At 46.5% G+C, this 12,501-nt stretch carries 13 protein-coding genes, 2 tRNA genes and 1 riboswitch; of the genes, 3 read left to right on the top strand and 12 right to left on the bottom strand.

The genetic code is table 11. The annotated features are described in order from the left end of the window. The first annotated feature begins 4 nt into the window (after window positions 1-4). The gene (gene alr, locus WC659_00920) at window positions 5-1,132 is read left to right on the top strand and encodes an alanine racemase (protein MFA4872482.1); all 1,128 of its coding nucleotides are present in this window, start codon (window positions 5-7) and stop codon (window positions 1,130-1,132) included. Between the two features lie 89 nt (window positions 1,133-1,221). Here alr and WC659_00925 read toward each other — a convergent pair whose 3' ends face one another. Next, on the bottom strand, window positions 1,222-2,748 hold the full coding sequence (locus tag WC659_00925) for a fibronectin type III domain-containing protein (GenBank protein ID MFA4872483.1): 1,527 nt from the start codon (window positions 2,746-2,748) through the stop codon (window positions 1,222-1,224). Between the two features lie 112 nt (window positions 2,749-2,860). Beyond that, a riboswitch (TPP riboswitch) is annotated at window positions 2,861-2,956 on the top strand. A gap of 62 nt (window positions 2,957-3,018) precedes the next feature. Between WC659_00925 and WC659_00930 the strand changes: the two genes are divergently transcribed. Further along, window positions 3,019-3,465: a hypothetical protein gene (locus WC659_00930; protein ID MFA4872484.1), complete on the top strand. Its 447-nt coding sequence runs from the start codon at window positions 3,019-3,021 to the stop codon at window positions 3,463-3,465. 73 nt (window positions 3,466-3,538) lie between these two features. Here the strand turns inward: WC659_00930 and WC659_00935 are convergent, their stop codons facing one another. From WC659_00935 to WC659_00970, 8 genes are all read right to left on the bottom strand, one after another. Continuing rightward, complete coding sequence (locus tag WC659_00935) at window positions 3,539-4,972, bottom strand: glycosyltransferase family 39 protein (GenBank protein ID MFA4872485.1); 1,434 nt, start codon at window positions 4,970-4,972, stop codon at window positions 3,539-3,541. A 2-nt stretch (window positions 4,973-4,974) separates the two neighbouring features. Next, window positions 4,975-5,736, bottom strand: a complete 762-nt coding sequence (locus WC659_00940; protein MFA4872486.1) for an inositol monophosphatase — start codon at window positions 5,734-5,736, stop codon at window positions 4,975-4,977. A gap of 133 nt (window positions 5,737-5,869) precedes the next feature. Next, window positions 5,870-5,953 (bottom strand) — tRNA-Leu (locus tag WC659_00945). 96 nt (window positions 5,954-6,049) lie between these two features. Beyond that, the gene (locus WC659_00950; protein ID MFA4872487.1) at window positions 6,050-6,577 is read right to left on the bottom strand and encodes an NUDIX domain-containing protein; all 528 of its coding nucleotides are present in this window, start codon (window positions 6,575-6,577) and stop codon (window positions 6,050-6,052) included. Between the two features lie 69 nt (window positions 6,578-6,646). Continuing rightward, window positions 6,647-6,721, bottom strand: a tRNA-Gly gene (locus WC659_00955). A 159-nt stretch (window positions 6,722-6,880) separates the two neighbouring features. Then, window positions 6,881-7,645 (bottom strand): M24 family metallopeptidase, encoded by a 765-nt coding sequence (locus WC659_00960; GenBank protein ID MFA4872488.1) that lies wholly within the window; start codon window positions 7,643-7,645, stop codon window positions 6,881-6,883. Window positions 7,646-7,653: 8 nt separating this feature from the next. Continuing rightward, entirely contained in the window at window positions 7,654-8,250 is a 597-nt protein-coding gene (locus WC659_00965) for a class I SAM-dependent methyltransferase (GenBank protein ID MFA4872489.1), read from the bottom strand. A 3-nt stretch (window positions 8,251-8,253) separates the two neighbouring features. Then, a complete protein-coding gene (locus WC659_00970; protein ID MFA4872490.1) occupies window positions 8,254-8,640 on the bottom strand; it encodes a riboflavin kinase in 387 nt (128 codons plus the stop codon). Window positions 8,641-8,701: 61 nt separating this feature from the next. Between WC659_00970 and WC659_00975 the strand changes: the two genes are divergently transcribed. Beyond that, entirely contained in the window at window positions 8,702-10,153 is a 1,452-nt protein-coding gene (locus WC659_00975; protein MFA4872491.1) for a VTC domain-containing protein, read from the top strand. Here the strand turns inward: WC659_00975 and WC659_00980 are convergent. From WC659_00980 to WC659_00990, 3 genes are read right to left on the bottom strand one after another with little or no spacing between them, the layout of a single operon-like run. Further along, window positions 10,118-10,882: an MBL fold metallo-hydrolase gene (locus WC659_00980; GenBank protein ID MFA4872492.1), complete on the bottom strand. Its 765-nt coding sequence runs from the start codon at window positions 10,880-10,882 to the stop codon at window positions 10,118-10,120. The genes WC659_00975 and WC659_00980 overlap by 36 nt on opposite strands. Window positions 10,883-10,886: 4 nt before the next feature. After that, window positions 10,887-11,897 carry an alcohol dehydrogenase catalytic domain-containing protein gene (locus WC659_00985; protein ID MFA4872493.1) on the bottom strand — a complete coding sequence of 337 codons (1,011 nt, stop codon included), beginning with the start codon at window positions 11,895-11,897 and terminating at the stop codon, window positions 10,887-10,889. Between the two features lie 20 nt (window positions 11,898-11,917). After that, window positions 11,918-12,493, bottom strand: coding sequence for an NUDIX hydrolase (locus WC659_00990; protein ID MFA4872494.1), 576 nt, complete (start codon window positions 12,491-12,493; stop codon window positions 11,918-11,920). Window positions 12,494-12,501 lie beyond the last annotated feature (8 nt).

The following is a 12,501-nucleotide window of genomic DNA, read 5'->3' on the forward strand; positions in this document are numbered from 1 at the left end:
TAGTATGGATAGCGCATGGATTGAGATGTCAAAAAAAGCGATTGGGCATAATGTAAAAATAATCCGTTCCCTTATAAATAAAAACACGCTTCTTGCGCCTTGCATAAAATCAAATGCTTATGGGCACGGGATTATAGAGACGGCAAAGCTCCTGATATCACACCACGTTGATGTGTTTTGTATCGCATCCATCGAAGAAGCGTTGGTCTTGAGGAAAAATGGCGTACGCACACCACTTCTCATCATAGGATTCGTACCGCACGCACGCCTGCACGATATCCTCAAGTCCCGCGCGAGTATTTTTGTTTACGAGCCGCAGACGGCACGCGCACTTTCACGGCTCGCACTCGCCGCACGCACCAAGGTCAACGTGCATATCAAAGTGGACACCGGCATGGGACGGCAAGGATTGCTGCCCAATCAGCTCAAGGTATTTATCAAATTTATTCAATCGCTTGAAGGATTGCGGTGGGAAGGCATTGCCACGCATTTCGCGTCTGCCGATGAACCTGAACATTCCCAACATTTCCATGATCAATTACGGATTTTTACCAACCTTGTAAAGGAGATCAAAAAAGATCGGCAAGGTCTTCCGCTCGTCCACTGCGCCAACAGCGCTGCCACGCTCCTTGAACCAAAATCTCATTTCGATATGGTGCGCCCGGGACTTGCAGTGTATGGCTATTATCCGAGCGAGAGAACCAGAGCGATCTGCCTCAAACAAGGAATCAAGCTACAACCGACACTGTCCTTCAAAACAAAAGCCGCTGCGGTGAAAAAACTACCGAAAGGTGCCTGCGTGAGTTATAATTGCACCTTCACCACCAAACAGCCCGCCAAAATCGCCGTACTCCCTGTCGGCTATTATGATGGCATTGATCGGGGATTGAGCAACCGCGGCCACGTACTCATCCGCGGCAAAAGGGCTCCTATCCTCGGCCGCGTATGCATGAATATTACTGTTGTTGATGTTACGCATATACCGAATATACAACAGGAAGATGAAGTGGTGATAATCGGTACACAAGGGAAAGAAGAAATCACCGTCGAAGAAATCGCCCGCCGCATCGGTACTATCAACTATGAAGTTACTACTCGCTTGCGTGAAAGCATACGCCATATTTATATATAAACCAGCCCCGATTGAAATCGGGGCGGGGTGAGCATGTTTATTCCCTTCATGCACACTTATCATGGGGAGCGGACGCAGAAAACGCTGCGTTAATCGTCAAATCTCTCCTTCAGCTTCTCCATTCTATCCTTTAATTTTTCTTGCTGTTTCTCAAGCTGTTCTTTCATTTTTTCCTGCCTCTCCTGCAGCTGTTCCTGTTTTTTCTCTAGCAGCTCTTTTGCCTTTTCTATTTTCTCTTGAATCCTCTCTTCAATCTTTGGTAAGGGGATTGGCTTTGGTTTGGGAATAATCCGCACAGTATCTAACCCGGTAAAGGTGCCTGCCTTGATCTTTCCCGTCACCGTAAACGTGAATTGGTCGGTGGAGGTAGGGATAAGGGGAAGGATATCGCTGCTGTTGAATTTCATCACAAGCGTCCTGCGGTATCTCCCCCACCATCTCCACTCTGTTTTCCTGAATTTGAGATCCGTAGGCTTCACCGTGCCATTGAGGAGTACGCTCTCTGTCTCCAAACCTGCAAACGTAACGCCGCGAGGAAGCGTGACAGTGGCATGAATCTTTTTGCCTTTTTGTACCCGATTCAGGGTACGGGGATCCATCCGCAAGCGCGCCTGAATAGTGGTTGATGCGGTCGAGGTTGCGAGCGTTGTGAAGAGATTATCAGATGAGGTTGCGGTATTGCCAGCAATATCAGCTGAAGAAACAGCAAAATGATAAGTGGTGAGCGGTGCCAGGCTCAAGAGCGGTATTACATGCACGCTCACCATAGCGCCATTGCTTGCGCTTGCCGTATAAGCGGTGGAAGTGCCATAGCGCACCAAGGAATTCGCAGATTCGTTTGTGCTCCAGCGCACCATTGCAGACGCAGAGGTAATGTCAGTGACGGAAATGCCAGAAATAATAGGTGCCGTCACATCAGGAGCAGGAACGGCAAGCGTAGTAAACACGGCGTCGCTTGATGTCGCCGTATTGCCAAATACGTCCATAGATGAAACCACGAAATGATATAAGGTCGCGGGCAGGAGCGAGATAAGATCTATCGTGTGCGTGGTGGCGAGAGTGCTGGAAGCCGTGCTCGAACCATACCCTGTCGTCGTGCCATAATTTACCTGCGATGTCGCGTTCTCATCTGTAGCCCACGATATGCGCGCTGATGCCGTAGTGATATTAGTCACCGTGATGGCAGAAACGAGAGGTGGTATGGTATCTGCGGGTGTCGTGGTGGAAGCATTATTTGAGAGCGCAGAAGTATTTCCTTCTTCATCCACGGTACGCAAAGCGAACCAATAGGTGGTAGTAGGAGTAAGCCCCGTCACTACAAATGTTTCAGTCGTGCCGGCCGCATGGGGAGCAGGTTCGCCCGCCACAGGTGTGGAAGTGGCAAAATTCGACTCTGTAATAGGTGCAGTGCGGTACCGCACATCATAGAACGAAGCAGTGCCGCTTAGTCCATCATCGCCCGGCGCAGTCCACTGCAAGGTTACCGACACAGGCGTACTGGATGAGGCCGCAAGATTCGCAACCGCACTGGGAGGCGTAATATCGGTGGCTGCCATGGCAGTCCACACGCCAAGAGACACTCCCAACGTGATGAGGAAAAGGTATATGGTTTTCATATGGGTATATTAAATGGATAAGAGAATACGTCTCAAAAGACGTACTCGGTATTATAAGGAGTCGTGGTAAAAGTCATTCCATTACACTATACTTCATTGCACAATAAACAATCAAAACTGTTGGGGGTGGCCCGATGCACGGGCCTGAGAAATACCCTTCGAACCTGATCCGGACAATACCGGCGTAGGGAAACAGTGCGCTCTTAATGAAGGGTTGCTTGTCTTTCCTACGAGAGGCAATTTTTTATTAAAAAACAAAAAGGAGGAAAAATGATTACGTACCTTCTCATAAAGCCGGATGCGATCTGGCGCAGGCTCGACAGAGTGATCGGATCCGAACTCCAACGGAAGAGGTTAGAAATCATATATCGAAAGAATATTTATGTGGATAGGCAAATATATTTCGGTATATGGCCAAAAGAAGACGAATGGGTTCCTCGTTGTCTTGCCTATATAGGCTCGGTAAATCTTCCGCTCTTTATTGTTCGGGGGGGTGATGTAATTTTGAAAACGCTGGAATTAAAAAGGCACATAAGAGAGGAATATTGTCAGGATGAGTGGTACGCAGACAAATGGTATATGCTGTATCACTGCCCAGACAACGACAACGATCTATTGAACGAGTTACCGCTCGTCATAACGAGAAGCGAACTCATCCGATTAAAGTACCGGTTCCCGAATGAATTCGCCTGGGACTCTATCCTTCACCAGTGTTAAAGGATCTCACACAATGTGCGAGGTCCTTACTTTATCCGGTGATTAATTACTTCTCCAAATATGCAAAGGATATTTAATAACGACATTCCCACACTAAGAGAAGATTGGAATAGTAATCTTTTTGGATGGGGAAACTTTTCACTATCGTACAATGGCTCTGTAAAAAACCTAGCGAAATAAAACGGCCAAGCTCCAAGAGATTCCCTTGCGAATCCACGAGCACCTTGGTAAAAATATACCTTACTTTCTCTTTCAACAATGCCTCTTCGCGCTCGTCCAGCGCCACCATGCCGGTTGAAAACGTCTTATTGTTGGTGTCAATGAAATTGCCGGCAATGGCACGCCCGCTCAACCCCGCGACCAGCGGCGTAACCTCAAACGATCCGTACAGAGAATCCTTCGGATCGCTGTGCCCGCGCACATACTGGACAAGCTCCTCAAGATAATCAATCCGCGCCGCGCCCGCATGATCCCTCATATAATGCCATGTGCCGTATCCTATATAAATGATTAAAAAGAGCACAATGAGCGGTATTCCTTTTTTCAATACGAGCGAGAAGGGATAGAGATGAAATATATTTGCGAGGAATATCCCTCCCAAGAGCGCGCAAAACGGGATTATTAAATTGAAATAAAGGTAATAGATATCTTTAAACACATACAGGAAAAGGCCGCCTGCCGCCAATCCAAGAAGAGGGAGCGCCAACTGTTTGAGCCGCACCACAAAAAGCGAGAGTCCGCTCACCACCAGCAACAGCCAATCCCACCTCAAGAAAAAATCCAGCACCTTTTGCTTGTCGAGCTCTTCAAACTTTTGCAGATGGTAGAGCACTACACTCTGCTCATAGAGGGTTCCCAATGCCCCATAGAGAAGAAGGTTGCCGCCCATGAAAAGGATACAGAGACTTATGAAAAACCGCCGCCATGTTTTCTGCGTGCTCACTAGGGCATAAAGGCCAACTACAAATATAAGAGGTGCGGCGTAAAACCGAGTGAAGAGCGCGAGCGCGGCCGCAACCCCTGCCCATCCGGGTTTCTCATGCGCGATAAGAATAAGCGCGCCAAGCGTAAAAAATACCACCCACTGAACCCCTGATACATAATCGCTTGTGGTCAGCGTCACAAACGAAAAAAGATAGAGGACTGCCGCATACACTCCCGCAGTCTCGCACTTACTTCTCTTTAAAATTAAATAAAGGAATAGCGCCGACCCTGCAACGGTCAGAAGAGAGATAAATTTCATGACCAATACCTGAAAACCAAAGAACGTGATAAAGAGCGCGTTGAAGATGAGCTGCAATGGCGGCGACGCGAAAAAGAAATCCTGATAGGGAAATTGCCCTTCAGTGATGAGCTTGCCCATGAGAAAATAAATATTTTCATCCCCATAGCGATAATCAATTTGGGGTATTTTGATCACTAAAAAAAGAATGATCGTGCCAGCGACCATTACCCAAGGGGTCTGTATGAAATTGAATATCCTCCTTATGAACTTCTCCTTATACATGACTATTTCATAATGCGGATCAATTTCCGATGAAGCACAGGATTTGCCGCAATCAAGGTGCGATCACTCATCTGCCATGTACGGCCTTTGGTGTTTGTAACCTTACAACCTGCTTCGGAGAGAATAAGAGCAGGTGATGCATAATCCCATACATAAGCGCCGGATGATACAAGCCAATCTCGTCTTCCCGACGCCACGGAGGACGCACTCACCGCAATGGATCCAAATCCGCTGATCCAAACCTCTTCACCGCCCGTGTGCCGCATAAGCCCAATGGTGAATGCCAGGCGCTCCTTCTTTACCATCGCGCTAATGGCGCCATAACTATACGCGAGATCATCGGTGGAAGAGCAATGAATCTTTGCGCCGTCCCGATATGCGCCTTTCCCTCTCTCTGCAAGCACGAGCTCATTATGGCAGGGATCGTAAATAGCCGCGGCGATGACACGCCCTTTCCTCGATAACGCCACCATGGTCCCCCAGAGCGGCGTGTGCGTCAGGAAATTCCGCGTGCCGTCAAGAGGATCGATGATCCACACGTATTCCCTGCCGCTTTCATATTCCCCAGTCTCCTCTGAAATAATGCCATGGTGGGGAAATTTCGTATGGATGCGGGCGAGGAGTATTTCATTTGCCAATTCATCCGCTTCAGTCACTATGTCGGCAGAATTCCTTTTTGTCCCATATTTCAATCCTGCCATTTTGAATTTCTTCAATGCGGCATCGCCCGCTTCCTTCGTAATTTGTGCAAGAAATTGTCTCATAAAATTACGCCCGGGGCGGGACACCCCTTATGGGCCGGTGATTCACCGTGCCTACGGCACATGGTGAATTTCTCCTCGTCCCGACGCGAATGAAGCAGTTCACTCGCTCCCTCGGTCAATTCACTTCGTTCATTGCCCGGGGCGGGACTCGGACCCGCAAGACCTTTCGGTCATCAGATTTTAAGTCTGACGTGTATGCCAATTCCACCACCCGGGCATGATACCAGATAAATTATAGCTTCAATGCGCCCTTCTTTCTAGAGGAGATCGTCGTATTAACCTGCAAGGACAAATTTACTCCTTGGTTACTTCACTAATGCAGAATGAACTGTTTGATTACTTTCTTCGGATCCTCGCCCCATATCACCTTTTGATCATGGATCATGCGCTTCAACTCCGCGAGTGTCACAAACTTCAGTTCAGCAACTTCATCGGGGTGCGCTTTAAGCGGCGCCACGGCAGGCAAATCATACCGATACACATACCAGTATTCAGACTGCACCTCATTTCTGGTCACCATCGTGCCCAAGAGCGTAAGCTGCTCGGCATTCACTGAAATCCCAATTTCTTCTTCAATTTCCCTTACTGCAGTATCAATAGGCGTGTCGCCGTATTTAATATGTCCACCCACGCTCAATGTCCAACAATGAGGATTGAGGTCTTTGGTCGCACTGCGCTTTTGCAGAAGCACCCTATTCTGCGTATCGAAAACAAAAATCCCAATGACCGGATGGATGAGCTCACGGTTTCGGTGCGCTTCTCTTCGCGTCGTGCGGCCAACCGCCACACCCTGTTCATTCACGACGGGAAATATTTCATCTTGCGGGTCAGTAGTATACATAGAACAATGCAGTCTTATATCCCAAAAACGGGAACGACAGCCCTTCTTGAGACTGTCATTCTATAAAAATGGAGCGGGTAACGGGAGTCGCACCCGTATCTCGTCCTTGGCAAGGACGCATAATAGCTGCTATACGATACCCGCCTAAGTTTTGCAGATGAGTACAGAAAGCAATATAGTTTACAGAATACGCGCATCGTTTATGATTTGTTCTCAGGGAATGCCAAAAATTTAGGCGGGCGATACCCGCACAAATGATAAATGCTAAACTAGGAAACAGTGTAAGGGAAAAAGATATAAAAATCAAGATAATATGATTTGTTCAAGTTGTTTTGGGATTGACCGTGTAATAATATCTCTTCCTCCACGCCGCACCAGCACCATGTCTTCAATCCGTATGCCGCCCCATCGCTTTAAATAAATTCCCGGTTCAACCGTGACAACCATGCCTGCCTTCAGAGCGTCACGGCTCTTTGGCTTTAAATTCGGAAACTCGTGGATCGCAAGACCAACCCCGTGCCCGCAACCGTGCGTGAATGTCTTTCCCCAGCGCCACCGCGCGAGATAGCCGCGCGCCGCGCGGTCAACAGACTTTGCCGTTATTCCATGCCTGATTTTCACTATTGCTCTCTCCTGCGCCTTCAATACCTCTTGATAATATCGAATAAATCTTTGAGACGGATGGCCGATAAAAAAAGTGCGCGTGCAATCCGAACAATACCCTTTCACCACCGCGCCGCAATCGATCATAAGAATATCTCCTTTGCGCACCCTTCTCTTCGTCGGGAAGTGATGGATATCCGAGGTACCCGGACCAGAAGCCACGATCACAGGAAACGCGAGAGCCTCGGCACCATTACGTTTCATAACCCGTGCAATATCCTGCGCGACCTGCTGTTCTGTCCTTCCTGTCACGGCGCAGAAGCGCACCCACGCAAATACGCGCTCAAGTATCTGCGCACCGTACTTGATCGCCGCAAGCTCCCACGGCTTCTTCACCGCGCGACGCTGATCAATCACTGGTAAAATTCGATCGGTATATAGTAAAGACGAATTTGCGTTCGCCATATATAAATCTATACTTCAGCGAGAAAAAAACTCCGGTCGTGCCAAATATTGGCATTAAGAGAGGTGAAAACACCTTTTACTCTACAATCACACCGTTGCAACGCATCTGTAACTTCATGTACCGTATGTATGCCATAGGGGGATGACTCAACGAGCGAATGCGGAGATCCAGTCAATTGATGAAACCAAAAATTCCTACGAATAGTATTATCGACGATGAGGAGATACTGAATAGCCATTCGTTTCATCGCATTAATCAATGAGGAAATATTTTCAAAATGATGGAGGGAACCATAAGATATAACGATGTCAAATTTCTTCCGCATTTCCATCGATACGGCATCTCCTTGCCAGGTAATAATGCCCCGTCGGTTCGCGCGAGCGAGAAGGGCTCCATTAACATCTATCCCATACGCAATATTTGTATGGAGCAACCGTTGCAAACGGGCAGTAATGGCGCCGTCACCACACCCTATATCAACCATTGAGTTCGCCTGCACGCGATGCGCTGCAAGAAATTCCCCTAAACGCAGCATCTCTTGATTGAGATTTTGATAATGGAAATTAAACCGCAATAAGGAATATGCAAATTGTTCAATATTCATAAGCTATGAAGGTTTACCTAACACACGCCTGGCGGTCTCTATATCTCTTCCAATCTGCACTGCGAGAGCGCGGGGGGATCCATATTTCCGAAGTGATCTTATTTTTTTAAATATTTCTGCTTCACAATACCATCCGTAAATATTTTTATCAAAATCAATGATATACACCTCTACTTTATTTTTCACGCCAATCACCGCAATCCCTCTTAACCATAATTCATTATTTTTGATTTTTGATTTTTGATTTTTGATTTTCACTCTGCACGCCCATACCCCCTTCGGCACCGAATGGTGCACAAAATAGCGGCGGTCGAGATTCGCCGTCGGATACCCCATCTTCCTGCCCCACCCATCACCGTGGATAACTTTTCCGCGTAAGACATATTGCATAATAATTCAAGTATCCCTGACTTCTTGACAAATGACAAAAAAAGGAAGGAAATGAATATGTATGGCGCATCGTGTCTCTCTCCGTCGCGGTGAATTGGCTAATCGCATAGAAATGCGGTGGCTTTTAAATCCCTACTCCTACCACGCGGTGTATACTACTTTATCAAAAATCCTTTCACCGATCACGTACTCAACTAGGCACTGGACCCAGACGCTCTATCTCAATAACGATGCACATGACGTACCTTGGGCGATGAACATAAGGATGAGACGCTACTTCCATGAACCACTTAAGGGTTCATTCCGGCTCACTCATGGCATATGGACCCTTGAAAGAAAAATCACCCTGCCTGAGACAGTACAACAGAAGAAAAAAATACGTGAACAAGTCCAGCTGACAACCGCATTGAAGAGATATCGGCGTCTTAATATTCTATGCAACAAACAGAACCCAAAATATTTGTGCCCACTCAATGAGCCACTACGACCGTTCTTGGCAATCGAATATCACCGTGAACATTATATTGAAAAAGGCACTGAAAACACGGCACGCCTCACCTTGGATCGCGATATACGCTATTGGCACCAACTTACCGATAGGACATGGATACCGCTTGGTGTTGAAAATGGAATTCGGCTTGAAATAAAATGCGACTCATGCTTTCTTAAGACGCAGGCGTATTCTCAAATCATTCGTTTACTCCAACACACTCATGCGGTACCCGTTCTCTCAAAACGCTATGTAGGCCTCAACAGACTCAATATGTGGCAACGATCAATTGCTCCGCTTCCCATTGATGAGATTCCTGGCTTTGAATACGAAATCACCTTTGATGTTCCCGAAGAAAAGGCGCAGACGATTTCCGCAGAATTATTCCATGTATTTAAAAAAGGAATAAAGCATTTCACTATCGATCCGTATCGTAATTGGATGAGTGAGCAGAGTATGATACGGCTCTACATGGGGAATAACTTACGGCTCAATCTTTATGGTGATACCTTTAAATGGGTATGGAAAAGAAGTGCACCGCATTCGCCTTCGCATAAAATAAGAATTAAAACATCACGGGAAGAAAAAGGATCGGAGCGCTTAATCACTCCTAAACAAATTAGTGAATTTTTTACTCGATACCGACTCCAAGGAGCGCTCACGAGACATAAACGTCAATTCTGGATTCGTGATAAGAATGAACGAATCTATAAAATTTCAGTACATAGATCCTCTAATTTCACCACCGTACAACACCTTACAAGACTTGATCTTGAATATGTAGGACGCGCTAAACCTGGAGATTCGCAAAACGCCCTCACGACAGTAACACGTCAACTTCAAACGGTAGCCCGCATTATAAGAAAATCATTTCCCGCTCTAAAGCCTGCTACCTCTTCCCTACGTGCCTATTCTTGGATTCACCCCAAAGATATAAACAAACATCCTGCCCTCCAGATCCTCTATGGATTCAATAAGCTACATCATTCAATAAAAAGTAATAATTGCTCGATCTTTGGCTAATTGTACCACACCTGAATATTCTTCTCTACACTGCCCAACCACATCCACCCGATCGCACGGCGGGAAGCGGTGAGTGAGGACCACACGCTTAACCTTAGCCTTGGTTGCAATCATGCCGCACTCGCGCGGAGTCAGATGCCCTTTATGTTTTAACTCATTCGGCAACCCGCATTCTATCACCAATGTCCGTACCCCTCGCACAAAGGGTATTATTTTTTCATCATAATCAAGATCTCCTGTATACGCGAGAGCGCGGCGCCCTTTCTGTATTCGATAGGCGATACACTTAAGGTTGGGATAATGCCTTACCGGATGAGAAAGGACTGATACGCGCCCTATCCTCACGCGCGACCGTGATAACTCATGGTATTTAATGGCGATGCCTTCATAGGATTTCTTACCCAGCCCTGCAAATACCTTTTTGAGCGTCCGCATGAATCCTTTCGGACCATAAAGTGTGAGCGTTCTCGGTTGGAGCCTCCATTGCTCAACCTGGTTCTCAAGAGTGGTAAGAAAAGGAAGAAGGTCAAAAAAATGGTCTTTATGTAAATGGGTAAAGAAAATGTGTTGAATGTCTTGATATTTCACTTTGAGCTCTACCAACCTTAGAAGCGTCCCATATCCGAAATCAAACAACGTGAGGTCCTTGCCGTCGCGCAGTAAATACCCCGCGCTCCTGCGCTTGGGGTCAGGAAAATGCGTACCAGAGCCTAAAATATAAAATTGCATAAAGCTAGAAATTAATAATTGTCTTAATCCTCCCCTCGGTATACATGAACGCTTCTTTAAAAGCCCGAGCGCCTTCTGGCGCAGAATAACGATGGGAAATTAAACTCTTTAAATCTACTTTATTCTGGGCAACAAGCTCAATGCTCTGCGGAAATGAAAACGCGCATGTCCATGAACCGCGCATGGATAACTCTTTCTTGACTAAATGCATAAGATTTAAATTCGCAGGAGATTCAAACACACCCAATAATACTACAGTGCCATGACGTCTTGTTATCTCTAGCGACATTTCAGCGGTTGCCGCCTGCCCGACCGCTTCAATAGTAATATCAACTCCTTCTTTAGTGAATGCCTTAATAGTGTCCACTACATTTTGCTTCTTGCTGTTAATAACCTTATCTGCCCATTTTTGACGCGTGGCAAACTGGAGACGTGTATCCTGGATATCAATGCCAATCACATGAGCTCCTGCCGCTTTCAATACTTGGTCAACCAAAAGACCGATAGGTCCCTGACCAATGACAGCCACCTTCTTATCCAGTACAAAACCAATTTCTTGCGCCGCATAATACGCAATGGAAAGCGGCTCAATGAGTGCCGCTTCTTCAAAGCTAATACTTTTAGGAAATGGGTAAACCAATGATGCGGGCACCGCGACATATTGAGCCAATGCGCCGCTGCGATGGAGACCGATTACCTGAGCTTTCGAACATAAATTGGGCCTGCCTTGCAGGCAATAACGGCACATACCGCAGCTTACCACATGTTCCGCAACTACCCGATCTCCTTTCTTAAATTTTTTCACTTGCGAACCAATCTGCCAAATAACCCCGCTAAACTCATGCCCAATAATCAAAGGAGTCGGTAATTTCATACCGCCGCTGTAAATGTGCAGATCAGTGCCGCAAATGCCTACGCTTTTTATTTTGATGAGCACCTCATCAAATTTAATCCTGGGCAGAGGCATCTCTTGATAGATGATGGTGTTTGGTTTTGTATATACAAGTGCTTTCATACATTTTTCAATATTTATATTTAACCATATAACAATTTTTTCAACTTCTCCCGTTCTGCTTTATCATACTTTGCCCGGATGAAATCAGTTTGATTCTGCATACCCCTGAATGAGTCACACTCATTTACGAATCGTATAAGCTCATCAAGCTCCATCTCATGAATGGTAATTTTTTCTTCTTCAGGCATCGTAGGCTTTCCCACATAACGGCACTGCCTCGCAATATAGTGATACCCTTCAAAAATGACTTTCTGATACGGCTGAATATGCTTCCAGAGAAAAAATTCTGGAGACTCAAGACCTGATTCCTCGCGAAGCTCGCGGCGCGCGGCATCCAGCGGCGTTTCCCCCGCATCCACTCTTCCCCCAATAAAAGAATAAAAACTATCGAGGTGCGGCTGTTGCTGTTCTATCACGACAATTTTGCCATTCTCCAATACAGGAATCACCTCTGCGTAATCTTGGCGCTTCACCACCTCAAACGTCCGCTTCGTGCCGTCAAATATCTCCTGTTCCCATTGCCATACCTCAAACAGAACGCCTTTGAACACGCGCTTTGCATACGGGGGAATGCCTTGGGAAAATTTATGGGGCATATATGCAA

The organism is Patescibacteria group bacterium (assembly GCA_041645165.1).
Lineage (GTDB): Bacteria > Patescibacteriota > Patescibacteriia > 2-02-FULL-49-11 > 2-02-FULL-49-11 > 2-02-FULL-49-11.